Genomic DNA, 23,780 nt, shown 5'->3' on the forward strand with positions numbered 1-23,780 from the left:
GCACCGACAGGTTGCAGGGAATATTCGACGTTCCCGGCAGGCCCGGTGCGGCGGTAGTCTGAATCCGAGCAGGTCAGCGGCCAGATCTTCGGCAGGAGACAGTGATGTCCGACGCAGCGTCGGAACTCAGGACGGGCCGTGCGGCCTACGAACGACGGGACTGGCGCGGCACCTACGCACGACTGTCGGACGCCGACCGGCAGACCCCGCTGTCCGGTGACGACCTCGAACTGGTCGCCACCGCCGCATACTTGCTCGGCGACGACGACGCCAGCACCGAATGGTGGGAACGGGCGGTGCACGAGTGGACCCGCGCGGGTCGACCGGTGCGCTCCGCTCGGTGCGCGTTCTGGCTCGCGTTCGTCCTGATCATGCGGGGCGAGCAGGCGCGCGGCGGCGGCTGGCTGGGCAAGGCCCAGCGGCTACTGGACACCGCGGGCACGGACTGCGCCGAGCGCGGCTATCTGCTGGTGCCGCAGGGACTGCAACGGATCGACGACGGTGACGGCACCGCCGCCCGGGACATCTTCCGCACGGTGATGGAGACGGGCACCCGGTTCGCCGACCCGGATCTGACGACGCTCGGTGTGCTGGGCACCGGCCATTCGCTCGTCCTCCTGGGTGACGTTGCCGAGGCGGTGTCCGCATTCGACGAGGCGATGGTCGGGGTGACGTCCGACGAGGTGTCCCCGGTGGTGGCGGGGATCGTCTACTGCGCCGTGATCGAGCAGTGCCAGAACATCTGCGATCTCCGGCGATCCAGGGAATGGACTGTGGCGCTGGAGGAGTGGTGCTCTTCGCAACCCGACCTCGTCCCCTACCGCGGTCAGTGCCTCGTCCACCGCGCCGAGATCCTGCAACTGCAGGGCGAGTGGCCCACGGCGATGGACTCGGCGCGGCGGGCGCATGAGCGACTTTCCTCGCATGCCGCGGCGGGGTCCGCCGCCTACGTGATGGCCGACCTCCACCGCCTGCGCGGCGAGGTCGCCCAGGCCGAGAAGTTGTTCCTGGAGGCGAACCGCTGGGGCAGGCGCCCGCAGCCCGGCCTCGCGCTGCTGCGGATGGCGCAGGGACGGGTCGGCAGCGCGGCCGCGTCGATCCGCTGTGCGGTGGACGCGTCCACCGGCGCCGTGGAGCGCGCCCGGCTGCTGCCGGCCTGCGTGGACATCCTGCTCGCCGCCGGCGACGTCCCGGCAGCCCGAACAGCCGTCGACGAACTCGACTCGACCGCAACACGATTCGCGATCCCTTACCTGTCCGCACTGTCCGCGCAGGCGTCGGGATCGGTGCTGCACGCCGAGGGCCGGGGCAGTGACGCACTGACCGTTCTGCGCGACGCGTGGCGGCGCTGGCAGGACATCGGCGCGCCCTACGAGTGCGCGCGGGTCCGGGAGATGGTCGCGCTGGTGTGCCGCGACCTGGGGGACGACGACACCGCGCAGATGGAGCACGACCTCGCGTCCGCCACCTACCGGCAACTGGGTGCGGTCCCGGACCTCGAGCGACTGCGGGCAGAGTTCCGCCCCGACCCGACGGTCAGCACCCCACTCACCCCGCGAGAAGTGTGCGTGCTGCGCCTCGTGGCCGCAGGCAAGAGCAACCGCGCGGTGGCGACGGAACTGTTCCTCAGCGAGAAGACGGTCGCGCGGCACCTGAGCAACATCTTCGTCAAGCTGGGGATCTCGTCGCGGTCGGCGGCCACGGCCTATGCCTACGAGCATCGCCTCGTCGGGCCGTCTGCATGAAAGTACCCATACGGTCGTACGTATCTGCGCCTTTCTCCCGACGCGCCGAGTTCGGCCCGGTCATAGCGTTGAGCATGACCACCGATCACCCGAGGGAAGAAGGCAGACGATGTCCACAGAACGCTTCGACACGATCGTGATCGGCGCCGGACAGGCCGGCCTCGCCACCGGATACCACCTCACACGATGCGGGCAGCGCTTCGTGATCCTCGACGCCCACGACCGCGTCGGAGACGTGTGGCGGGAGCGGTTCGACTCGCTCCGGCTCTACAGTCCCGCCCGGTACGACGGTCTGCCCGGCTGGGGAATTCCCGCCCGGGGTTGGTCCTGGCCCGGGAAGGACGAGGTCGCCGACTACTTCGAGGCCTACGCGGAGCGATTCGCGCTACCGATCCGGACCGGCACCACCGTCGACGGCCTGTCCCGTGTCGGCGACCGGTACGTCGTCACGGCCGGGACGGACCGATTCGAGGCCGACAACGTCGTCGTCGCGTCCGGAACGTGGCAGTCCCCGGTCCTCCCGGATCTCGCCGAGCGCCTCGACCCCCGGATCCGGCAACTGCATTCGAGCGACTACCGCAATCCGTCCCAGCTGCAGGACGGGCCGGTGCTGGTGGTCGGGTGCAGCCACTCCGGCGCGGACATCGCGCTGGAAGTCTCCCATTCGCATCGCACCACGATCTGCGGGCCCGTCCGCGGGGAGGTGCCGTTCGACCTCGAGGGGCGCCTCGCCCACATCGCGATCCCGATCATGTGGTTCATGGCCAATCACGTTCTGACGGAACGCACACCCGTCGGCCGGAAGATGCGCACCCACGTCCGCTCGGGTGGCGGACCACTCCTGCGGGTCAAGCGAGCCGACCTGGCCGCCGCCGGGGTGGAGCACTTCCCCGCGAAGGTCACCGACGTCCGCGACGGCAGACCGGTCCTCGACGACGGCACCGCACTCGACGTCCGCAACGTCATCTGGTGCACCGGGTTCCGCAAGGACACGTCGTGGATCCAGATCCCGGTCACCGGATCCGACGGGTGGCCCGAGCAGTCCCGCGGAGTCTCGCCGGGCCATCCGGGACTGTATTTCGTGGGGCTGCCGTTCCTGCAGGCATTCGCGTCGATGCTCACCGGCGGGGTAGGCAGGGATGCCCAATACGTCGCGAAACACATTGCGCGCAGACAGACTCGGGCCGACCTCAGGCCGTCAGCACCAACCCTGACGTAGGCACACCGGTCCCGGCGGTGACGAGGACGTTCTGCACACCGGAGACCTGGTTCACGGACGTGCCGCGGATCTGACGCACGCCCTCGGCGATGCCGTTCATCCCGTGGATGTAGGCCTCGCCGAGCTGGCCTCCGTGGGTGTTGAGCGGCAGACTGCCGTCGAGGTCGATGGCGCCGTCGGCGATGAAGTCCTTGGCCTCGCCGCGGCCGCAGAAGCCGAGCTCTTCGAGCTGCATCAATACGTATGGTGTGAAGTGGTCGTAGAGGACGGCCAGATCCATGTCCTGCGGTCCGAGCCCGGCCTGATCCCACAGCTGCCTGCCGACCAGCTCCATCTCGGGCAGTCCCGCGAGCTCCGGACGGTAGTAGCTGGTCATGATGTACTGGTCGCTGCCGCTCCCCTGAGCCGCCGCGGCGATCACGGCCGGTTTCTGCTTCAGATCCTTCGCCCGCTCCGGTGACGTGACCACGATCGCGATGCCGCCGTCGGACTCCTGGCAGCAGTCGAGCAGGTGCAGGGGTTCGGCGATGAACCGGGAGTTCTGGTGGTCTTCGAGGGTGATCGGTTTGCCGTAGAAGAAGGCGTTCGGATTGGTGGCGGCATGCTTGCGGTCGGTGACCGCGACCCGTCCGAAATCCTCACTCGTAGCGCCGTACTCGTGCATGTACCGCTGTGCGACCACCGCGACGAACGCCGCCGGTGTCGACAGGCCGTGCGGGTAGGAGAACGCGTTGTCGGTACCCGACGAGTTCACCTGCTGCACCAGACCGGAGTTCACCTGCCCGAACCGCATTCCCGACCGCTCGTTGAACGCCCGGTACGCCACCACCACGTCGGCGACACCGGTGGCCACGGCCATCGCCGCCTGCTGCACCGTCGCGCACGCCGCACCTCCGCCGTAGTGGATGCGGCTGAAGAACTTCAGGTCCGGAATGCCGACGGAACGGGCCACGGCCGCTTCGGTGTTGGTGTCCATCGTGAAGGACGTCAGGCCGTCGACGTCCGCGGGGGTCAGCCCGGCGTCGTCGAGCGCCGCCGTGACCGCCTCCGCCGCCAGCCGTAATTCGCTGCGGCCCGAGTTCTTCGAGAAGTCGGTGGCACCGATACCGGCGATGACAGCCTTGCCCGACAGCCCGCTCATGCACCCGCTCCGTTCGTGCGTCCGTCCAGGACGAGGGTCACCTTCGACGTGATGTGGTCGCCGAGACCGTTCTTCCCGACGACGTCGAGCGTGACGACGCCGTCGACCACCGACGCCACCGTGCCGCTCAGCGTGAGGGTGTCGTAGGCGTACCACGGAACCCCGAGGCGCAACGCGATCGACGTGATCACCGCGTTCGGTCCCGCCCAGTCGGTGACGAACCGCTGCACCAGACCGGTGTCGGTGAGGATGTTGACGAAGATGTCCTTCGACCCGCGTTGCTGCGCCAGGTCGCGGTCGTGGTGGACGTCCTGGAAGTCGCGTGTCGCGAGTGCGGCCGAGACCACGAATGTCGGGTCGCCGGTGACGGTCAATTCCGGAAGCGTCGTTCCCACCGCGACATCGAGAGTGGACGTCATGACTGCTCCTTCGCTCCGCGGTTCCACGCGTACAGGGTCCACGGTGTGCCACCCGTCTCTTCGTCGCCCGGGAAGTCGAGGTAGATCGCCTCCACCGGCATCCCGACCGTCACCTCGGCGGGGTCGACACCGCGCAGCTCACCGAGCATGCGGACGCCTTCCTCCAGTTCGACCAGCGCCACCACGAACGGCAGCGAGCGTCCCGGGACCTTCGGCGCGTGGTGGACGACGTAACTGAACACCGTCCCGCGGCCCGACGCGACGACGTAGTCCGTCGTCTCCGCCTTGTCCTTCCACAGTGCGGGCACCGGCGGGTGCTGCAGTGCACCGTCCTCACGCTGCTGGATCCGCAGTTCGTGCGCGGCCACGCCGTCCCAGAAAAACTGGGTGTCCTGTGAGGCGCTGGGCCGCATCAACTTGGTGGGGTCGAGGTCGTCGTAGCTCGCGCCCCGACCGTTCGCCGACTGCGACTTCGGTTCGGCGGGTTTGGGCGCGAACTTCAGGATGCGGAACAGCATCTCGGCGACGACCTCGTCGGTGCCGTCGCCGTTCGCGACCCGCCACAGGCTGCGGGTGGTGAAGAACCATCCCTCACCGAGGCCCGTCTTCTTCGGGCCCACCAGGTCCTCGAGGGTCGTGGTGATGGTGACCTCCTCGCCGACCTTCAGGTAGCGGTGGTAGATCTGATCGCAGTTGGTGGCGACGACGGACGTGAATCCGGCCTCGTCGAGGATGGTCGTCATGCGCCCGAGCGGGTCGTCGGGTTGCCGAACGGCGTTCAGCCCCTGCATCGTCCACACCTGTGCCATCGCGGGCGGGGCGACGATGCCGTCGTGTCCCGCTGCCCGCGCCGCCGCCTCGTCGACGTAGATCGGATTCCGGTCGCCGATCGCCTCCACCCAGTTGCGGATCATCGGCAGGTTGATCGGGTCACGCCCGGGGCGAGGGGCGCTCGGGCCCGCCGACCGGACCTCTTCCGCGGCAGCGAGAATCTGTTCGGAACTCATTTCGCGCGGCGCTCCTATCGCGGGACTCGGGGAAGTTTCAGACCGGCTGTCGCGATCAGCTCGCGCATCACCTCGTTGACGCCGCCGCCGAACGTGATGACGAGGTTGCGCTTCACCTGCATGTCGAGCCACCTCATGAGGTCGGCGGTCTCGGGCTCGGACGGGTCGCCGTAACGTCCGACGATCTCCTCGACGAGTCGGCCGATGCGCTGAATACGTTCGGTGGCGAACACTTTCGTCGCGGACGCGTCGGCGATGTCGATGGCATCCGCCTCACTCGACGCCACCTGCCAATTGAGTAGTTCGTTGAGGCGGTACGTCGCGTGGATCTCGCCGAGCGCGCGCCGCACGTCCGGCGCGTCGAGCAGTTCGTGCGCGACGGCCCAGTTGCGGATGCGGTCGTAGAGACCGCCGACCCGGCCTGCCGGCCCGAGCATCACGCGTTCGTGGTTGAGCTGGGTGGTGATGAGTCGCCAGCCCTGATTCTCCTCACCGACCAGCATGTCCGCGGGAACCCGGACGTCGGAGTAGTAGGTGGCGTTGACGTGATGGGCACCGTCGCAGGTGATGATCGGCGTCCAGCTGTAGCCCGGGTCCTTCGTGTCCATGATCAGGATCGAGATGCCGCGGTGACGCGAATCCGCCGAGCCCGTGCGGACGGCGAGCCACAGGTAGTCGGCGTCGTGACCGCCGGTGGTGAAGATCTTCTGCCCGTTGACGACGTACTCGTCGCCGACGCGCACGGCCGTGGTCCGCAGGGCCGCGAGGTCGGTGCCCGCTTCCGGTTCGGTGTAGCCGATCGCGAAGTGCACCTCGCCGGCCAGGATCGCGGGCAGGAACTTGCGCTTCTGCTCCTCGGTCCCGTACTTCTGCAGCGTCGGACCCACCGTCTGCAACGTGACCGCGGGCAGCGGAACGTCGGCGCGGGTCGCCTCGTTGACGAAGATCTGCTGCTCGATCTCGCCGAAACCGCGGCCGCCGAACTTCACCGGCCAGCCCACACCGAGCCAGCCGTCCTTGCCCATCCGGCGGATGACGTCGCGGTAGGTGCTGCCGTGCCGCTCGGTGCGCATCACCTCGGCCTCGGCAGGCGAGATCAGCCCGGAGAAGTAGCGCCGGAGTTCCGCTTGCAGCTCACGCTGCTCGTCGGTCAGATCGATGAACACCGGGCCCCCACGAGGTCGAGTCGGTACGAGGCGCCGCCGACGAGGCGGGCCAGGTCTTTGGCGGTCGAGTAGTAGCGGTGCAGCGGGTACGTGACGTCGACGCCGATCCCGCCGTGTAGGTGGTGCAGAACCTGCATGGCGGCAGGCACTTCGGCGGCGATCCAGTACGCCATCACGTCCAGATCGTCCTGGGCGTCCAGGCCTTCGGACACCCGCCACGACGCCGCGAGCGCCGACACGTGGAGGGTGCGGGACGTGACGTAGACGTCGGCGATCTGCTGCGACACGGCCTGGAACGTGGCGAGCGGTTTGCCGAACTGGTGGCGCGTGGCGAGGTGCTCACCTGCCAGAACCGTTGCCCCCGAGAGCAGTCCGTCCGCCACTGCACCGATGGACGCCAGTGCGATGCGGTACAGCGTCTGCACCGCGTCGTCGCCGGCCGCGAGCAGTTCGCCCCGCGCACCGGCGAACGTGATCGCGAATTCGGGGCTACCCGACGCCGAGGGTGTCGGCGCGAGCGTGACGCCGTCCGCGCCCGGGTCCACCAGCACCACTCCGATGTCCGTGGGCACGAGGATCCGGTACGCCTGCTCGGCGTACGGCACCGCGAGCACGCGTCCGGTGACGGAGTAGCCGCCTCCGTCCTCGACCGCGGTCACCGAGGGCCGTGCCGGGAACTGCGCCCCCGGTTCGGCGAGGGCCGCGGTGAACGTGCGGCCGTCGGCGAGACCGGTGAGCAGGGCGTCCTGTTGTGCGTCGTCGCCCAGCGCGACGATGGGCAACACACCGAATCCGAGGGTTGCGAGGGCCGGGACCTGCGCCGCCTCCCGCCCGACCTCGGTGAGCAGCGCACCGACGTCGGTGACCGAGAGCCCCTCGCCGCCGAGACGTTCCGGCAGTGCGAGGGTCAGCAGGTCGGCGTCGGCGAATGCGGCCCAGAGGGCATCGCCGTCGAGGTCGCGGGCCAGCAGTCCGGCCGCGACCTGGGCCACGGCCTCCTGGGTTTCGTCTCGAGTGAAGTCCACGCTGACAATCCCACTTTCAATTTAGAACGTGTTCTAGTTGTATCACCATCCCGGACCTCGCGAAAGACCATCGCGACAGGCTCAGCCCCGCGGCAGCCCGAGAATCCGCTCGGCCGCGACCGTCAGCAGGATCTGCGTCGTTCCGCCCGCAATGGACAGGCAGCGCGTATTGAGGAACTCCCGCGCCAGCGGACCCTCCACCCAGCCGTCCGCGCCGCCGAGTTCCATCGCGAACTCCGCGACCGCCTGCCGCTGGCGGACACCGACCAGCTTGCGGACACTCGATTCGGGTCCGGGGTCCTGGCCGTCCAGCTGCCGGAGGGTGGTGCGCAGTTCGAGCTGCGAGCCGACGAGCGCGTTGCCGATGAGATGCCCGAGCTTGTCGTCGGCCACCGGGTCGCCGACCCCCGCGAGCGTGAGCAGTTCCTCCATCGCCGCACCGAGCGAGGAGCCCCCGCCCATTGCGACGCGCTCGTTCGCCAGCGTGGTGCGGGCCAGCTTCCAGCCGTCGCCGAGATTCCCGACCACCAGCTCGTCCGGCACGAACACGTCCTCGAGATACACCTCGTTGAACAGGGCGTCGCCGGTGATCTCGCGCAGCGGCGAGATGGTGATACCGGGGCTCGTCATGTCGACGAGGAAGTAGCTGATGCCCTTGTGCTTCGGCGCGTCCCGGTCGGTGCGGGCCAGGCAGATCGCCCAGTCCGCCTCCTGCGCCCTCGACGTCCACACCTTCTGGCCGTTCAGCAGCCACCCGCCGTCCACCTTCTCCGCGGACGTCCGCAGCGCCGCGAGGTCGGAGCCGGCGCCGGGTTCGCTGAACAGCTGGCACCAGATGATCTCGCCGCGCAGCGTCGGGGTGGCGAAACGCTCGATCTGCTCGGCGCTGCCGTGCTCGAGGATGGTCGGCACGGCCCACCAGCCGATCACGAGGTCGGGTCTTCCGACCCCGGCGGCCGCCAGCTCCTCCTCGATCAGGATCTGCTCCGCGGCGCGGGCACCCCGCCCGTAGGGCGCGGGCCAGTGCGGAGCCAGGTAACCCGATTCCGCGAGGGCCGCGCGTCGCTCCGACTTCGGCCGCGCCACCAGTTCGGCGATCTCGGCGCGGATCTGCGCCCGTTCGTCGTCGAGCCCGGTCAGGTCGATCGACAGGTGCCTGCGTGCGCCGGCCCGCGTCAGTTCCGTGACCCGCGCCCGCCAGCGGGCGGAGCCGCCGAGCAGCTGTCGCAGCGACGTCGCCCGGCGCAGGTAGAAGTGCGCGTCGTGTTCCCAGGTGAAGCCGATCCCGCCGAGCACCTGGATGCAGTCCTTGGCGGTCTCGACGGCGGCGTCGAGCGTGATCGACGCCGTGACCGCGGCCGCGATCGGCAGCTCGCCGCCGTCCGCATCCCACGCGTCCTCCGCCGCCACGGCCGCATCCCACGCCGCCGCCCCGGACTGTTCGACGCGGCACAGCATCTCCGCGCACAGATGCTTGATCGCCTGGAACGATCCGATCGGTTTGCCGAACTGCTCGCGAATCTTGGCGTACTCCACCGCCGTTCGCAGACACCAGCTCGCGATCCCGGACGCCTCCGCTGCGGCGAGTGTCGCGGCGAGGTCGAGCACGAGCCCCTCCCGCACACCCGTGACCACCCGGTCGGCCGCGACCGCCACGTCGTCGCAGCGCACCCGCGCGAGCGGACGGCTCTTGTCGATCGTGTCGGCGACCGTGATGTCCAGGCCGGCGGATGCGCCGTCGACCAGACACCACACGACGCCCTCGCCCGCGTCTGCGGGCAGCAGCACGGACACCCCCGTGTCCCCGCCGATCGCGAAGCCCGCGTCGCCGGTGACCGTCAGCCCGCCGTCGGCCCCGAGGGTCGCGTTCACCGGGGAGTTGCTGCCGAGAGCCACCGCGCACGGCATCGCGCCGTCGGCGAGATCCTCGGACCACCGTTTCGCGGCGGCACCGGAGCTGCGCCCGACGATCAGAGCGGCGAGAGCGGTCGAGAGAACAGGACCCGGGACGAGTTCAGTCGCGGCCTGTTCGAGCATCGCGGCGAGATCGACGATCTCCGCTCCCGACCCACCGACCTCGTCGGGCACGGCGACCGAGAAAATTCCGAGCGAGGCGAAGGACGGCCACGACGTACGCCACGAATCTGCTGGTCCTTGCCGTACTGTGACCAGCGGGTCCGTGGACCGCGCCCAAGCCTGGATCGAACCCGCTGCAGCCCTCTGTTCCTCGGTGGTGGCGATTGTCACAACGGGTATCCGCCTCTCCTGAATGACACATTCGTCTAGAACGTGTTCTAATATGACACCTGGCCATGAGTCAAGGCGCGAAGGAAAACAGGTAATGACGACCAGCTCTCGATCACGGTCCACGACGGTCGCTGCGGCGACGCTGGGCGAGGACGATCTCAGTTCCAACGCGCAGAAGGAACGGCGCAAGCGGATCCTCGACGCGACCCTGGCCCTGGCCTCCAAGGGCGGATACGAAGCCGTGCAGATGCGGGCCGTCGCCGAACGCGCCGACGTCGCCGTGGGGACGCTGTACCGCTACTTCCCGTCCAAGGTGCACCTGCTGGTGTCCGCGCTCGCCCGCGAGTTCGAGCGGATCGACTCGCGGGGAAAGAACCCGCCGGGCCGGAACCCGCTCGAGCGGATGCAGCTGATCCTCAGCCAGATCACCCGGGCCATGCAGCGCGACCCACTGCTGACCGAGGCCATGACGCGCGCGTTCATGTTCGCCGACGCCTCCGCCGCTGCCGAGGTCGATCAGGTGGGCAAGCTGATGGACCGTCTGTTCGCCCGCGCGATGACGGACACCGAGCCCACCGAAGACCAGTTGGCCGTCGCCCGCGTCATCTCCGACGTGTGGCTGTCGAACCTGGTGGCCTGGCTCACACGCCGCTCGTCCGCAACCGATGTCGCGAATCGGCTCGAACTCACCGTCGAACTGCTGCTCGGTGACGGAAGCCGCAGACCCGAGTAGGACGCGATCGGGGCACAGCCCCGGCCGAGAACGCGCTCACAGCCGTCACATCCCCTAGATTTGAACATGTGAGCGCCCATGATCTGCCCATCGAACTTCGCCGTGCCCTCTCGAGGGTTGCGCGAACCCCTCGCCTGCTCGTCGCTTCGGATTACGACGGCACGATGGCCCCCATCGTCTCCGACCCCGAGAAGGCGTTTCCCCACGCCGAATCGGTGCGCGCGCTCCGCGCCCTGGCCAGCCTCGCCGGAACGACGGCGGCCGTGATCTCGGGCCGCGCGCTCAAGGACCTCGCCGCACTGTCGCGGCTGCCCGCCGAGGTTCAACTGGTCGGCAGCCACGGCTCGGAATTCGACATCGGGTTCATCCATGCGATCGACGCCGACGCCAAGAAACTCCTCGGCGAGATCACCGAGGAACTCACCCGGATCGCCACGTTGCACGCCGGCACATCGGTGGAAGCGAAGCCGGCGAGCGTCGCCCTCCACGTCCGCAACGCCGACGCCGAGGAAGGTGCCCAGGCCCTGGCCGCGGTGCGCGCCGACGCCGGGCAGCGCGTGGGTGTGCAGGTCACCGAGGGCAAGTCCGTCATCGAACTGGCCGTCGTCGCCACCGACAAGGGGCATGCGCTCGACCTGATCCGCCACCAGGACGGCGCGACGGCAGCGGTCTTCGTCGGCGACGACGTCACCGACGAGAAGGCGTTCGCGCGTCTCCAGGGCCCCGACCTCGGCGTGAAGGTGGGCCCCGGCGAGAGCCTCGCCGAGTTCCGGGTGTCGACCACCGAAGACGTGGCCGCGGCCCTCGCGTTCCTGCTCGATGAGCGCCGCACCTGGCTGTCCGGGGCGCATGCGCCGCCGATCGAGCGCCTCACCATGCTCGCCAGTCCGCGGACCGTCGCTCTCGTCACCCCCGACGCAACTCTCACCTGGCTGTGTCATCCCGAACCCGACTCGGCGTCCGTGTTCGCTCATCTGCTCGGCGGACCGGAGGCCGGCCACTTCAGCGTCGGCCCGCACCGCAGCGCGCTGCCGCTGAGCCAGCGGTACATCGACAGCACGATGACCGTGCAGACACGCTGGGCCAGCCTCTCCGTCACCGACTACCTGCCGCACGACGTCCGCCAGGGCCGCACCGACCTGACCCGGGTGATCAGCGGGCAGGCCGCCGCCGTCGTGACGTTCGCACCGCGGCCCGAGTTCGGGCAGGGCCAGGTCATCCTCGAGGCGGTCAGCGAGGGACTGCGCGTTCACGGCACCAACGAGCCGATCGTGCTGCGCTCACCCGGCGTGCAGTGGAACGTCACGTCCGACGGCAACCAGCAGACCGCGCATGCCGTCGTCGACCCGTCCGGCGGCGACGTCGTGTTGGAATTGCGCTGCGGCACCGAGGAAATCGGCCCCTCCGAGACTCCCGAGGAGGAGCGCCGCGCACTCGCCGAATCGTATTGGTCGGACTGGGCGAAGAGCCTCACCCTGCCCACGCTCAAACCCGACCTGATGAAGCGCTCCGCGCTCACCCTCCGCGGCCTGGTGCACGTCGACTCCGGAGCGATCATGGCGGCCGCGACCACCTCGCTGCCCGAGGAGATCGGCGGCGTCCGCAACTGGGACTACCGCTACTGCTGGCTGCGCGACGCAGCGCTCACCGCGTCCGCGCTCGTCAGCCTCGGCTCCCTCAGCGAGGCCGAGGGCTACCTCGACTGGGTGCACGACGTCCTCGAGACACTGCCCGGCCCCGAACGCCTGCACCCCCTCTACACGCTGCACGGTGGCGGTCTGCCGCCCGAGGCCGTCATCGACTCGCTGCCCGGGTACGCCGGCTCGCGACCGGTCCGCATCGGCAATGCGGCCAATCAGCAGGTGCAACTCGACGTGTTCGGCCCCATCGTCGAACTCATCCACGACCTGTCCCACGCCCGCGAGAAGCAGGGCGTCGAGGTGGCGCTCAACGACCGCGACTGGGAACTGGTGTGCGCCATGGTCGAGGCCGTCGAACGTCGCTGGTTCGAACCCGACCACGGCATCTGGGAGATCCGTGACAATCCGCGTCACCATGTGTATTCCAAGGTGATGGGCTGGGTCACCATCGACCGGGCGGTGGCGCTCGCCGAACACTTCGGGCGGAACATCGAGCCCGGGTGGACGCCGTTGCGCGACAAGATCGCCGACGAGGTGCGCGAGAAGGGCTGGAAGGACGAGGTCCGCTCGTACACCGCCGCCTACGACGGCACCGACCTCGACGCCGCCACCCTGTTCATCGGACTGTCCGGGCTGATCGACCCGTCGGACGAGAAGTTCGCGGCCACCGTCACAGCCACCGAGGCGGAACTGCGCAGCGGGTCGACCGTGTACCGGTACCACCACGACGACGGACTGCCCGGCACCGAGGGCGGGTTCCACCTCTGCGCGGCCTGGCTTGTCGAGGCGTACCTGCTGATCGGTCAGCGGTCACAGGCGGAGGCGTTGTTCGCGCAACTGGTCGACGCCGCCGGGCCGACGGGGCTTCTCAGCGAGGAGTACGACCCCGTCGCCGAGCGGTCGCTGGGCAACCACCCCCAGGCGTACAGCCACCTGGGACTGCTGCGCTGCGCTCAGCTGCTGGCCTAGGGCGTTCGGGGCGGCCGGGTCAGCGTCTGGCGGGCCCGGCCGTCGAACCGCGCAGCAGTTCGGTCTCCAGCATCTCGACGGTCGCGACGCCGGAGTGCGACGGGGACATGAGCAGGGCGCCTGCCCGGCGACCCTTCTCCTCCTGGGGTTGCCGCACGGTCGTCAGGCCCTCACGCAGTGCGTCGTCGACGCCGTCGAACCCGGTGATCGACAGCCGGCCGGGCACGTCGATGCCCTGCCAGCGCGCCCAGTCCAGCGCGCCGAGCGCGAGGACGTCCGTCGTGCACACGAGCGCGGTGATCTGCGGATTCACGCCGAGTGCCTGCGCGGCGGCGGCGTGCCCCGCCTTTCCGGTGTGCTCGAACCGTTCGACGACGGTGAGCGTCCGAGGGTCCAGGCCGGCGTCGGACATGGCGTCGCGCACTCCCTCGATGCGTTCGCGCTGGACGTGGAAATTCGGCGACCGCAAGCGCTCGGCGTCGGCGACCCCGTCCGAGCGGTCGCGCCCCAGCCTCATGCTCAGCACGCCGATGTCGCGGTGGCCGAGCCCGATCAGATAGTCGGCGAGGCCCCGCATCGCGCCGCGGTCGTCGATGCCGATGAGCGACGCCCCCGGGATCTCCCGCGGCTGATCGCACACGACCATCGGCAGGTGACGCTCGCACACCGCCGCAAGGTACGGGTCGTCGTCCGCCACCGAGTACACGACGAACCCGTCGACGCCCGCCTGCTGCACGACCGCGGCGGCGTCCGCCTCCTCGCGGCCCGGGCCCGCCGGAATCAGGAGCAGACCCTGCCCGGCGGCCTCGCACGACTCGGCCAGTCCGGACAGAAAGCTCATCGCGGCGGGGTCGCGGAAGGAGTAGCTGAGGGCCTCGGTGAGCAGTAGACCGACGGCTCCGGCCTTGCGGGTGCGCAGGGATCGGGCAACCGGGTCGGGGCCGGGGTAGCCGCGGCGCTTGGCCGCCTGCAGCACGCGGTCGCGAAGTTCCGCGGAGAGTTGATCCGGCCGGTTGTAGGCGTTGGACACCGTCGTTCGCGAAATATTGAGCTCGGCCGCGAGCGACGCCAGCGTGGCTTGGCGACGAGGCTGTCGAGACCTGGGCATAGGGGGACGTTAGTACCTGGCCCGCGTTCGGGCGCGTCGGGGCTGCACCGAAAGTGCACTACCAGGACGTATCCGCTAAAGTGCAACGGTAACGGTTTCCAATAGCGTTTAGCGTTCGTCTCGGTCAGGAGTTTTCTGTGCGCGCTTCCTCAGGTTTTCGTGCCGCCACGGCGGCCGTCGGGCTGTCGTTCGCCGCGGCCCTCACCCTCACCGCGTGCGGCTCCGACACGACCGGCGACGGCACGCTGACCGTCGTTGCGTCGACGAACGTGTGGGGCAGCGTCGCGCAGGCCGTCGCCGGCGACAAGGTGGACGTCACCTCGATCATCACCGAACCGTCGTCCGACCCGCACTCGTTCGAGGCGAGCCCCACCGACGCCGCCAAGCTCACCGACGCCTCCCTGATCGTCTACAACGGCGGCGGGTACGACCACTTCGTCGACGACATCATCGGCACCGGCAACAGCGACCAGCTCTCGGTCAACGCGTTCGACCTCCTCGAGGGCGGCGCGCACGCCGGCGAGGACGAGCACTCGGACGGCGGTGACTCGGATGGCGGTGACTCGCACGAGGGCCACGACCACGGCGACGTCAACGAACACGTCTGGTTCGACGTCGACACCGTCGATGCCACCGCGCAGTCCATCGCCGACAAGCTCGGCCAACTCGACCCCGACAACGCCGACGCCTACAAGGCCAACGCCGCCACCTTCCACGGTCAGCTCGAGCAGATCTCCGCGATCACCGACGGCATCGCGGCCGCCCACAAGGACGCGCCCGTCGCCCAGACCGAACCGATCGCCTACTACCTGCTGCAGTCCGCGGGCCTGAAGGACGTCACCCCGCCCGACTTCACGAGCGCCATCGAGAACGGCAACGACCCCGCACCCGCCGCCATCGCCGCCACGCGACAGCTGCTCACCGGCAAGCAGGTGCAGGCCCTCGTCTACAACGTGCAGACGCAGGACCGGGTCACCCAGGACGTGCGGGCCACGGCCGAGTCGGCGGGAATCCCCGTCGTCGAGGTGACCGAAACCCTGCCCGAAGGCCTGGACTACATTCAGTGGCAGACCAACACCGCCGAGTCGCTCGCCGCGGCTCTGCAATAGAACTGATCGGCTTGTGACAGAACCCACTTCGAAGAACGACGGCAACGGTCGCGTCCCCGCACTGGAACTGACGGGGGCGCGACTGTCCTTCGGCGAACGCACACTCTGGCAGGACCTCGACATCACCGTGGAACCCGGCGAATTCGTCGCCGTCCTCGGGCCCAACGGGTCGGGCAAGACGTCGCTGCTGAAGGTGCTGCTCGGCCAGCTCGCCCTCAGTTCCGGCACCGCGCGCATCGCCGGATCACCCGCACGGAAGGGCAATTCGCACGTCGGGTACATCCCCCAGCAGAAGTCGCTCGACGACGGGCTGCCGCTGCGGGGCCGCGACCTCGTCGGCCTCGGAGTCGACGGCCACCAGTGGGGAACCGGTCTCCTCCGGCGCGGCCGGCGCCGTGCGATCGTCGACGCGGCAATCGCCGAAGTCGGCGCCCAGAACTACGCGGACGCACCGATCGGTTCCATGTCCGGCGGTGAGCAGCAACGACTGCGTATCGCGCAGGCCCTCGTCGGCAACCCGCAGATCCTGTTGTGCGACGAACCGCTGCTCAGCCTCGACCTGGCCAACCAGAATCTCGTGTCGGGACTCATCGACCGGCGGCGCCGCACCCACGACACCGCCGTGCTGTTCGTCACCCACGAGATCAACCCGATCCTCCCCCTCGTCGACCGCGTGCTGTACCTCGTCGACGGACAGTTCCGCATCGGCAAACCCGAAGAGGTCATGACGTCGGAGGTGCTGTCCGAGCTGTACCGCACCGACGTCGAGGTGCTGCACGTACGCGGACGCCTCGTCGTGATCGGCACCGGCGACGCCATCGACGCGCTCGGCAGCGCGGGCGGCCTCCGCCCCGGTGAGGGCGTGCACCACACGGACGAGGGACACGCATGAGCAACAAATTCACCGACGCGATGTCACGCATGTTCGACGTCTCGGCCACCGTCGACCTCCTGCAGTACGACTTCGTCCAGCAGGCACTGATCGCCGGCGCCATCCTCGGCCTGCTGGCAGGCGCAATCGGCCCGCTCATCGTGAGCAGGCAGATGTCGTTCGCAGTGCACGGCACGAGCGAGCTGTCGCTGACCGGCGCGTCGGCGGCCCTGCTCATCGGCGTCAGCGTCGGGGCCGGAGCCATCGCCGGGTCGGTGGTCGCGGCGGTCCTGTTCGGACTGCTCGGCGCGAAGGCCCGCGACCGCGACTCGGTCATCGGCGTGATCATGGCGTTCGGGCTCGGCCTGTCGGTGCTGTTCATCTGGTCGTACCAAGGGCGCACCGGCACCAGTTTCTCGCTGCTGATCGGCCAGATCGTCGCGCCGGGAGACAGCGGCCTGCAACTGCTGCTGCTCTGCGCCGTGCTGGTCATCGGGGTCCTCGGCCTCATCTACCGACCCCTCCTCTTCGCGAGCACCGACCCCGACGTCGCCGAGGCCCGCGGCGTCCCGGTACGTGCGCTGTCGATCGTGTTCGCCGTGCTCGTCGGCATCACGGCCGCCCTCGGCGTCCAGATCGTCGGGGCGCTGCTGGTGATGGCGCTGCTCATCACCCCCGCCGCGGCCGCCGCCTACGTCACCGCCAGCCCACTGAAGGCCACGATCCTGTCGATCGTGTTCGCCGAACTCGCCGCCGTCGGCGGCATCCTGCTGTCCCTCGCACCCGGTGTGCCGGTGTCGAGCTTCGTCACCACGATCTCGTTCGTCATCTACCTCGTATGCCGGCTCAGCGGATCCTCACGACGCAAGAACGCGGGACGAATCGCCCCCACCCACGCACACACGCACTGAGCCGCCACTCTCCGCGATCCGACGGCCGAACCGGCCCTCACACGCCGAAGAGTGGAGGCTCAGTACAAGTCCTGCCTACAAGTGGTCGGGGAAATAAGGCGCCAGCGTCGTCGCCACCTTCGTCGCCTGATCGCATGCCGCGTCGACTGTCGTGAACTCCGGGCTTCCCTCGCTGTAGAGAATTTCGAAATCGAGGACTCCGGGTTCAATGTCGACCGCGACAGTGCACGATCCGCCGAGGAAAAGCCCCACCACCGCACGACGACCGTCGATCTCGGTTTCATTGATGACCTCGAAGCGGTCATCTTGCCGGATGTCCTCGATGGTGTCGCCGCGCGCAGCGATCGTGATCCCGTAGTAGGGATCATGCGATGTGAACATGCAAGCAAAGTTCGATGTCGATTCGTGATCCGATCGACTAGGGGGGCGTGCGTCTATCCTCGCCTCCTTGATCGCCTCGATAGGCAGGTCGTCGCACGGGTGGTAACCGATAGTCGGAGCGGGGTCGGCTGTTGCTTCGCGGCCGGAGGATTGCTCGCAAGAAGTAGCGAATCCCAATAGAACAAGTGCCGACATTGCAGTCGCTACGGATCGTCTGCGGTTCACAGGTCTGTTCCCGCGACGCTCAGGCTTCCAGCGATCTGCGCATCCTGCTCCTGGTATCGGGCAAGCACAGCCTCGAACATCGATTTCATGTCGCGCGCATACGTTTGATGCGCTGTGAAGAGCCCCCGCGCAGTGTTGGCGAATTCGATGTCCGTACCGCTGATCGCCTTCTCGTCGAACTTGCGCGCCAGCTCGGCCGCAGACGCAATATCCTTCTCTCCGATCCCGAGATCTGTGGCGCGTAGCTCCTCATTCGCCCGACGGGCGAGATCACCCATGCGATCCGCATGCTCCTGGCACAGCTTGATGCACTGCTCTATGCCTGCGGGGTCGAGTTCGAGCCTGCCTCCCCCGGTGATGTTCTCGGTGAAAGCCTTCCATCCGGCTTCCGGTGCTTCTGGCCCCGCCATGTCGGTGTCCCCTCCGTGTGTCGTGCTGTGTCCCCACCTGTGCAATCGCCGGCGCGTGGCAATCTACCAACCGCGGGGACCGACCGACCCCGCTCGTGGAGTGGTACCGACCCTGATCAGGGTGTCGAGCGAGGATACGAGCTGGTCGGGTTCTGCCGGGTGCGCGGCGGCGGGATCGTGCCGTCCGATCACGTAGCGTCCGTCGCCGGCGATGTCGATCCAGTGCATGACGCCGACATCCCTGCCGCTGCCGTAGCGGGGGCCGCGGAAGACTCGGATCTTCCCGCGGCCGGCGTATCCCTTCTGCACGGCGGATTCGAGCCGCGGGGCGGGGGCCACCCGGTTGACCTCCTGCAGGATTCCCCGAGAGAAGTGGGTGTCCTGTTCGTCGCGCCGCTGGAACCGGCGTCGGCCGGCGGCGTTCTGCGGGATCAGCCCGATCAGTTGGGCGCCCAGCCGCCCCGCCGCACCGGCGCCGATCACCACGTCGCCACCGATCTGCGGTGCCCGGCCGGGGAGTTGCGAAGCGATCACCACCCATTGCCGGTGTTGCGCACCGATGATGCGGATCGGGGATTCGTCGGCGGTGGAACCGGAGATCTCGACATACACTTCTGGCTCGGCGAGCACGCCCAACGCCGACCGCACCTCGTCGTGCTCGGCTCCCGCGACGGCTTCGCGTATCCGGTTCTGCTCAGCGACATAGGCATTGAGCCCGGGGTGTGCGCTCACGATCCGGAACGGGTACGGAATGCGGTCCTGCCCGGTGCCGGCCCACAGTGCGTCGAACAGTTCGGGACGCAGCCGCCAGTTCCGCATCTTCATGCGCCGATCACCGGCGGCGAGACGAGGGGCAGTTTGCCGATCAACTCGTTACCGTTGTCGAGGGTGATCAGGTAGTCGGGCGTCTTGTGTTCCTTGTCCTCGCCGCCGCCCCTACCGGCCCCTGCGCCGCCCATCATTCCCCCACCCATCGGGCCGGTACCCCGCATTCCGGCACCCGCGCGACCTCCGGCGTTGACCCCCGCGACCCCGGGTGCGGTGCCGGGCCGGGCTACGGCCCCCGGCCGATTCCCGGCGCCGACACCACCGCCGAGCCCGCCGACTCCCAGTCCGCCGCCACCAGAACCCCCACCCGCGGAGCGCGAACCGGCACCCGAGGACGACTCGGCGCTGGGAGGCATGCCCGACCGACTCTGCGCCTGATCCCCCGTCACCGAGGCCGGGGCCGTCGTCGCCGGCGTGGTGGCCGCCGACGGCGCGGTTGCTGCATTCTGCTGCGTGCCATCCGCAGCGGACATGTTGTCCGCAGCCGACGGGTTCCTCACAGGAGCGTCGCCGGAGTTCGGCTGCCCGACATTCGGTCCACCGACCCGATCGCTCGAACTCGGGGTGCCGCTCGCCTGGTCGACACCGGGCCCGGACGGACCCGAAGGAACGTCGACGATGCTCTCCGGTTTCGTGAACGACGGCACGTTGCCGTCCGAGGTCGCGAGTCCCGGGTTGTAGATCGTGGCCATCTTCTCGCGCGCCTCACCGTCGCGCCGGTAGTACTCGTCCTCGGTGTCCGTGTCCCAGGGCGTCAACTTGTCCCACAGTCCGGTGCCGATGGTTTCGGGGACTTGCGACCGGAGCGACGCAACCGTCTCCGCCAGCGGCGTCAGCGCGTCCGCGACTCCGTGAAGTTGCGCCTGCGCCTGCGACGCGGACGACGAGTACCGCTCGGTCTCGCCGTAGGCGGCCGACGCGGCAGCACCTTGCCAGCTCTCGCTGATCGTCTTCTTGATCGCGTCGCTGAACTCGACGATCGCGTCGTGGGCCGTCGTCCCCAGTTCGGCCCAGGCCCTCGCGATGCCGCTCACGTTCTCGACGTTCATGCCGGCGACGGCGCTCGCGATCCGCGCGTGATCCCATTGATCCGAGTGAAAGTTCTCGGGATCCTTGATGTATGCCGGGTCGGTCACGTTTCCCCCTCCGATGGCGCAGTCCACCACGCGCGGTCAATTGTTCTGACGCAGCAGGACCCTCACCGGTTCCGCCCGCCCCCGCGAGAGAATCTACAAGACGGCACTCGGAACCCTAGTATCGAATATGTGCCGGCAATCGATCTGAACAGCGACCTCGGCGAGAGCTACGGCGCCTGGACCCTCGGCGACGACCTGGCGATGCTGAAGCTCGTGACCAGCGCCAACGTGGCGTGCGGTTTTCATGCGGGCGATCCCGCGACGCTGCTGTCCACCTGTTCGGCGGCGTCCGAGCTGACGGTCCGGATCGGCGCGCAGGTGGGCTACCACGACCTCGCCGGGTTCGGGCGCCGGTTCATCGATGTCACACCGCGTGACCTGACGGCCGACGTCATTTATCAGATCGGCGCCCTCGACGGTCTCGCCCAGGTTTCCGGTTCCGCGGTGGTGTACGTGAAACCGCACGGCGCGCTGTACAACGCGATCGTCCACCACCGCGAGCAGGCCCGCGCGGTGGTCGCGGCGGTCAGCGCGTACGACCCGACGCTTCCGGTCCTCGGTCTGCCCGGTTCGGTGTTCCTCGAGGAGGCCGAGAAGGCCGGGCTGCGGACGGTCACCGAGGCGTTCGCGGACCGCGCGTACACGCCCGAGGGAACGCTGGTGCCGCGCACGACGGACGGGGCCGTCCTGCACGATCCGGCGGTGGTGGCCGAGCGGGTCCGCAGGCTCGTCGCCGATCACACCCTCGAAGCGGTCGACGGTACAGTCCTGCCAGTTACCGCCGAATCCGTCTGCGTCCACGGCGATACGCCCGCTGCCGTCGAGATGGCCACCGCCATCCGGTCGTTACTCGACACCGAGGGCATCACGGTGGAGCCGTTCGTGTGATGCGCATCCTCGACGTCGGAGAAAGCGCGGTCCTCGCCGAGTTCGAGGATCTCGGCACCGTGCTCGCGCATTTCCGTGCGCTGGACGACTCCCGGCCACCCGGGGTCGTGGAGGTGATCCCGGCGGCGCGCACCATCCTGGTGCGGTTCGACCACGGCGCGACCAGCCGTGACCGCGTCGCCAAGTGGGTGCGGACCACGGAACCGGAGGCGATGGTCGCCGAGGACGCCCCCGACGAGATCCGGATTGCCGTGCGCTACGACGGTCCCGATCTCGAGGACGTGGCCGAGCTGACCGGTCTCGGTGTCGACGGCGTCGTCGCCGCACACACCGGAACACCGTGGACGGTCGCGTTCTGCGGCTTCGCACCGGGTTTCGGTTACCTCACCGGCGGCGCACCCGAACTTCATGTGCCGCGCCGCTCGACGCCTCGGACGTCCGTCCCCGCCGGGACCGTGGCTCTGGGCGGGGAGTTCACGGGAATCTATCCCCGCAGCTCGCCCGGCGGGTGGCAGCTCATCGGCACCACCGACGAACCGATCTGGGATGCCGAACGCACTCCCCCTGCCCTGCTCCGCCCCGGCGTCGTCGTGCGCTTCGCGCCCGTGAGTACTTATTAACCGCCCGACGTTAATAAGTACTCACAGGTCCAGGACCAGGCGGTCCCCCCTAGCGCGGGAGACGCAGATCATCATGCTGTTGCACTGCGCGCGTTCGCTTTCGGTGAGGAGATCGTCGCGGTGGTCGACGTCGCCGCCGAGGACCTTCACCTCGCAGGACCCGCAGATTCCCATCTCGCACGACGACGGATGGTCGATGCCGGCGTCGCGGACGGCCTCGAGCACAGTCTGGTCGGAACGTACCTGGACGAACTTCTCGCTGCGAGCCAGTTCGACCTCGAACTCACCGCTGGACGCGACCATGGGTGCCGACGCGGCGAACCGCTCGAGGTAGAGGTCGTCGGCACGGCCCGCCTTCGACATCCTTTCCACCAACGCGTCCATGAGCGGAGTGGGCCCGCAGCAGTAGACCGCCGCCCCCGCAGAGGACGCCACGATGGACTCCAGGTCGAGGTGACCGCTCGTGTCCTGCGGCACCAACTGCACCGCCGACGCGTCGAGCTCGCTCACGAATGCGAAGTGCTCGGCGGTGCGCGCGCCGTACACCAGTTCCCAGGTTCCGCCGCGCCGTTGCACTTCCCGGATCATCGGCAGCATTGGGGTGATGCCGATCCCGCCGGCGACGAACACGTACCGGTCCGCCTCTGCCAGCCCGAAGTTGGAGCGTGGCCTGCCGATCCGGATCGGGCGACCCGGCCGCAGCTCGCGATGAACCTCCACCGAGCCTCCCCGCCCCGCGGGCAGTTCGAGGACGGCGATGCGGTACCGCGTCGAGTCGGCTGGGTCGCCGCACAGCGAGTATTGCCGGACCATCCCCGACGGCAGATGCACGTCGACGTGAGCACCCGGCTCCCAGGCCGGCAGCTCACCGCCGTCCGCGCGGGCGAACTCGTACGAGGTGATCGACCGGGCCTCCCAGTGGGCGGCGACGACGCGGAGCGGAAGGGTCTGCGTATCAGACGAACTGGTTGACATGACTGCCGTCCTCGACGCGGTTCATCAGCTCGGTGAACGAGCGCCGGTAGTTGAGGGTGAACAGGTCGGCGGGTACGGAGAATTCCTGGTACTCGGAATCCCAGGGGATCTCGCGGGGTTCGATGAATTCGACGATCGGGATGTCCTCGAGGTACACCATCTCCTCGACGCGCAGGCATTCCTCCAAGTCTGCGCCGCGGTAGCCGACCTCGTTGGCGACGCCCCAGAAGATCTTGACGTGTTCGTAGTCGATGGGTGACGGGAACCCGGCGACGACGCGGCGACCCAGCTTCTCGTAGTGGTAGGTGATGGACGCGAGACCCGGTGCGGAGCAGCGGTACCGCATCATGCAGTCGCCGTCGTTGGCCCAGTCGCCGGAGCCGGCGTCGAGCGGGCGGTCCATCCAGACGTCGAGTCCGTCCCGGTTGACGTTCAGCGGTTCGACGACCTCCGGGGTCGGGCCCATCGACACCTTGTGGACGAAGGGGAAGTGTGCGACGTCGCGGAAGTTCTCGATCGTCACGCCGACACCAACCGACGAGTCGATGGGGTCGGCGGCAAGCCATTCGAGGTCGAGGCCCTGCCACTCCTCGATCTCGTACAGGTCGCGGATCGGGTCCTCGAGCACCGTCCAGACGTGTCCGAACCGCTCGACCGCGGGGTAGGTGGCGATCGAGGCCCGCGGCGGGATCTTGCCCTGATCGGCCAGGGACGGGATGCGGCTGCAGCTGCCGTCGGCGCTGGAGAACTCCCAGCCGTGGTACGGGCAGCCGATCGAACTCTGGTGCACTTCGCCCATCGACAGGTCGCCGCCGCGGTGCGGGCAGCGCCGCGACTGCACCGAGATCCGCCCCTCGCCGTCGCGGTAGATCACCAGGCTGACGCCGAGAAGCGTGGCCGTCTGGGGCTTGTCGAGGTCGCAGAGGCGCGCGACCGGGAACCAGGAGCGGCGCATGGACGCTTCGGCAAGTTCACGTTTGGTGGGGGTGGGGATCGAGGTTGTCACG

Annotated in this window: 22 protein-coding genes; 9 read left to right on the top strand and 13 right to left on the bottom strand. The window is 68.7% G+C overall.

What is annotated here, in order from left to right:
* The first annotated feature begins 104 nt into the window (after positions 1-104).
* Both DTA22_RS30940 and DTA22_RS30945 read left to right on the top strand, forming a co-directional pair.
* A complete protein-coding gene (locus tag DTA22_RS30940; protein ID WP_112301983.1) occupies positions 105-1,745 on the top strand; it encodes a helix-turn-helix transcriptional regulator in 1,641 nt (546 codons plus the stop codon).
* A 109-nt stretch (positions 1,746-1,854) separates the two neighbouring features.
* Positions 1,855-2,964: a flavin-containing monooxygenase gene (locus DTA22_RS30945; protein WP_112301984.1), complete on the top strand. Its 1,110-nt coding sequence runs from the start codon at positions 1,855-1,857 to the stop codon at positions 2,962-2,964.
* Here the strand turns inward: DTA22_RS30945 and DTA22_RS30950 are convergent.
* The 6 genes from DTA22_RS30950 to DTA22_RS30975 form a co-directional block, all read right to left on the bottom strand.
* Positions 2,936-4,105 carry a lipid-transfer protein gene (locus DTA22_RS30950; RefSeq protein WP_112301985.1) on the bottom strand — a complete coding sequence of 390 codons (1,170 nt, stop codon included), beginning with the start codon at positions 4,103-4,105 and terminating at the stop codon, positions 2,936-2,938. The two genes, DTA22_RS30945 and DTA22_RS30950, sit on opposite strands and share 29 nt — an antisense overlap.
* Positions 4,102-4,524: a MaoC family dehydratase gene (locus DTA22_RS30955; protein WP_112301986.1), complete on the bottom strand. Its 423-nt coding sequence runs from the start codon at positions 4,522-4,524 to the stop codon at positions 4,102-4,104. Before DTA22_RS30955 ends, DTA22_RS30950 begins: the two co-directional genes overlap by 4 nt.
* Positions 4,521-5,531, bottom strand: a complete 1,011-nt coding sequence (locus tag DTA22_RS30960; protein WP_112301987.1) for a bifunctional MaoC family dehydratase N-terminal/OB-fold nucleic acid binding domain-containing protein — start codon at positions 5,529-5,531, stop codon at positions 4,521-4,523. The genes DTA22_RS30955 and DTA22_RS30960 overlap by 4 nt, the downstream gene beginning before the upstream one ends.
* Before the next feature lie 14 nt (positions 5,532-5,545).
* Positions 5,546-6,697, bottom strand: a complete 1,152-nt coding sequence (locus tag DTA22_RS30965; protein WP_112301988.1) for an acyl-CoA dehydrogenase family protein — start codon at positions 6,695-6,697, stop codon at positions 5,546-5,548.
* Positions 6,682-7,722 (bottom strand): acyl-CoA dehydrogenase family protein, encoded by a 1,041-nt coding sequence (locus DTA22_RS30970; RefSeq protein WP_112301989.1) that lies wholly within the window; start codon positions 7,720-7,722, stop codon positions 6,682-6,684. The genes DTA22_RS30965 and DTA22_RS30970 overlap by 16 nt, the downstream gene beginning before the upstream one ends.
* Before the next feature lie 81 nt (positions 7,723-7,803).
* Entirely contained in the window at positions 7,804-9,969 is a 2,166-nt protein-coding gene (locus tag DTA22_RS30975; protein ID WP_112301990.1) for an acyl-CoA dehydrogenase, read from the bottom strand.
* A gap of 94 nt (positions 9,970-10,063) precedes the next feature.
* On the opposite strand from DTA22_RS30975, the gene kstR reads away from it, so the two are divergent.
* Together kstR and otsB are read left to right on the top strand one after the other, a co-directional pair.
* Positions 10,064-10,702 (top strand): cholesterol catabolism transcriptional regulator KstR, encoded by a 639-nt coding sequence (kstR, locus tag DTA22_RS30980; protein WP_005566090.1) that lies wholly within the window; start codon positions 10,064-10,066, stop codon positions 10,700-10,702.
* A gap of 68 nt (positions 10,703-10,770) precedes the next feature.
* On the top strand, positions 10,771-13,311 hold the full coding sequence (gene otsB, locus DTA22_RS30985) for a trehalose-phosphatase (RefSeq protein ID WP_037242198.1): 2,541 nt from the start codon (positions 10,771-10,773) through the stop codon (positions 13,309-13,311).
* 19 nt (positions 13,312-13,330) lie between these two features.
* Here the strand turns inward: otsB and DTA22_RS30990 are convergent, their stop codons facing one another.
* Positions 13,331-14,419, bottom strand: coding sequence for a LacI family DNA-binding transcriptional regulator (locus DTA22_RS30990; RefSeq protein ID WP_112301991.1), 1,089 nt, complete (start codon positions 14,417-14,419; stop codon positions 13,331-13,333).
* A gap of 137 nt (positions 14,420-14,556) precedes the next feature.
* On the opposite strand from DTA22_RS30990, the gene DTA22_RS30995 reads away from it, so the two are divergent.
* The 3 genes from DTA22_RS30995 to DTA22_RS31005 are packed head-to-tail and all read left to right on the top strand — an operon-like array spanning position 14,557 to position 17,310.
* A complete protein-coding gene (locus tag DTA22_RS30995) occupies positions 14,557-15,528 on the top strand; it encodes a metal ABC transporter solute-binding protein, Zn/Mn family (protein WP_112301992.1) in 972 nt (323 codons plus the stop codon).
* A gap of 13 nt (positions 15,529-15,541) precedes the next feature.
* The gene (locus DTA22_RS31000) at positions 15,542-16,420 is read left to right on the top strand and encodes a metal ABC transporter ATP-binding protein (protein ID WP_037242206.1); all 879 of its coding nucleotides are present in this window, start codon (positions 15,542-15,544) and stop codon (positions 16,418-16,420) included.
* Positions 16,417-17,310 (top strand): metal ABC transporter permease, encoded by an 894-nt coding sequence (locus DTA22_RS31005; protein ID WP_112301993.1) that lies wholly within the window; start codon positions 16,417-16,419, stop codon positions 17,308-17,310. Before DTA22_RS31000 ends, DTA22_RS31005 begins: the two co-directional genes overlap by 4 nt.
* A 75-nt stretch (positions 17,311-17,385) precedes the next feature.
* Here the strand turns inward: DTA22_RS31005 and DTA22_RS31010 are convergent, their stop codons facing one another.
* The 4 genes from DTA22_RS31010 to DTA22_RS31025 all read right to left on the bottom strand — a co-directional run bounded on the left by DTA22_RS31010 (position 17,386) and on the right by DTA22_RS31025 (position 20,290).
* Positions 17,386-17,886, bottom strand: coding sequence for a DUF3558 domain-containing protein (locus DTA22_RS31010; RefSeq protein WP_112301994.1), 501 nt, complete (start codon positions 17,884-17,886; stop codon positions 17,386-17,388).
* A 26-nt stretch (positions 17,887-17,912) separates the two neighbouring features.
* A complete protein-coding gene (locus DTA22_RS31015; protein WP_112301995.1) occupies positions 17,913-18,326 on the bottom strand; it encodes a hypothetical protein in 414 nt (137 codons plus the stop codon).
* Between the two features lie 63 nt (positions 18,327-18,389).
* Complete coding sequence (locus DTA22_RS31020) at positions 18,390-19,151, bottom strand: ESX secretion-associated protein EspG (RefSeq protein WP_112301996.1); 762 nt, start codon at positions 19,149-19,151, stop codon at positions 18,390-18,392.
* Positions 19,148-20,290 carry a PPE domain-containing protein gene (locus DTA22_RS31025; protein WP_112302105.1) on the bottom strand — a complete coding sequence of 381 codons (1,143 nt, stop codon included), beginning with the start codon at positions 20,288-20,290 and terminating at the stop codon, positions 19,148-19,150. The genes DTA22_RS31020 and DTA22_RS31025 overlap by 4 nt, the downstream gene beginning before the upstream one ends.
* Before the next feature lie 129 nt (positions 20,291-20,419).
* Here DTA22_RS31025 and DTA22_RS31030 point away from each other — a divergent pair, with 129 nt between their 5' ends.
* A complete protein-coding gene (locus tag DTA22_RS31030) occupies positions 20,420-21,178 on the top strand; it encodes a LamB/YcsF family protein (protein WP_112301997.1) in 759 nt (252 codons plus the stop codon).
* On the top strand, positions 21,178-21,798 hold the full coding sequence (locus DTA22_RS31035; protein WP_112301998.1) for a 5-oxoprolinase subunit B family protein: 621 nt from the start codon (positions 21,178-21,180) through the stop codon (positions 21,796-21,798). The genes DTA22_RS31030 and DTA22_RS31035 overlap by 1 nt, the downstream gene beginning before the upstream one ends.
* A 21-nt stretch (positions 21,799-21,819) precedes the next feature.
* Here DTA22_RS31035 and DTA22_RS31040 read toward each other — a convergent pair whose 3' ends face one another.
* Positions 21,820-22,773 carry a PDR/VanB family oxidoreductase gene (locus DTA22_RS31040; protein ID WP_112301999.1) on the bottom strand — a complete coding sequence of 318 codons (954 nt, stop codon included), beginning with the start codon at positions 22,771-22,773 and terminating at the stop codon, positions 21,820-21,822.
* Entirely contained in the window at positions 22,754-23,779 is a 1,026-nt protein-coding gene (locus tag DTA22_RS31045; protein WP_037242226.1) for an aromatic ring-hydroxylating oxygenase subunit alpha, read from the bottom strand. The genes DTA22_RS31040 and DTA22_RS31045 overlap by 20 nt, the downstream gene beginning before the upstream one ends.
* Between the last annotated feature and the right edge of the window lies 1 nt (position 23,780).

The organism is Rhodococcus wratislaviensis, assembly GCF_900455735.1.
Lineage (GTDB): Bacteria > Actinomycetota > Actinomycetes > Mycobacteriales > Mycobacteriaceae > Rhodococcus_F > Rhodococcus_F wratislaviensis.

Bases quoted from the DNA above. Each gene is read 5' to 3' on its own strand.
- DTA22_RS31005 (WP_112301993.1), top strand. From the start codon at position 16,417: ATGAGCAACAAATTCACCGACGCGATGTCACGCATGTTCGACGTCTCG.
- DTA22_RS30950 (WP_112301985.1), bottom strand. From the start codon at position 4,105: ATGAGCGGGCTGTCGGGCAAGGCTGTCATCGCCGGTATCGGTGCCACC.
- DTA22_RS31040 (WP_112301999.1), bottom strand. From the start codon at position 22,773: ATGTCAACCAGTTCGTCTGATACGCAGACCCTTCCGCTCCGCGTCGTC.
- DTA22_RS30955 (WP_112301986.1), bottom strand. From the start codon at position 4,524: ATGACGTCCACTCTCGATGTCGCGGTGGGAACGACGCTTCCGGAATTG.
- DTA22_RS30960 (WP_112301987.1), bottom strand. From the start codon at position 5,531: ATGAGTTCCGAACAGATTCTCGCTGCCGCGGAAGAGGTCCGGTCGGCG.
- DTA22_RS31015 (WP_112301995.1), bottom strand. From the start codon at position 18,326: ATGGCGGGGCCAGAAGCACCGGAAGCCGGATGGAAGGCTTTCACCGAG.
- kstR (WP_005566090.1), top strand. From the start codon at position 10,064: ATGACGACCAGCTCTCGATCACGGTCCACGACGGTCGCTGCGGCGACG.
- DTA22_RS30990 (WP_112301991.1), bottom strand. From the start codon at position 14,419: ATGCCCAGGTCTCGACAGCCTCGTCGCCAAGCCACGCTGGCGTCGCTC.
- DTA22_RS31035 (WP_112301998.1), top strand. From the start codon at position 21,178: ATGCGCATCCTCGACGTCGGAGAAAGCGCGGTCCTCGCCGAGTTCGAG.
- DTA22_RS30945 (WP_112301984.1), top strand. From the start codon at position 1,855: ATGTCCACAGAACGCTTCGACACGATCGTGATCGGCGCCGGACAGGCC.
- DTA22_RS31020 (WP_112301996.1), bottom strand. From the start codon at position 19,151: ATGAAGATGCGGAACTGGCGGCTGCGTCCCGAACTGTTCGACGCACTG.
- DTA22_RS30940 (WP_112301983.1), top strand. From the start codon at position 105: ATGTCCGACGCAGCGTCGGAACTCAGGACGGGCCGTGCGGCCTACGAA.
- DTA22_RS31010 (WP_112301994.1), bottom strand. From the start codon at position 17,886: ATGTCGGCACTTGTTCTATTGGGATTCGCTACTTCTTGCGAGCAATCC.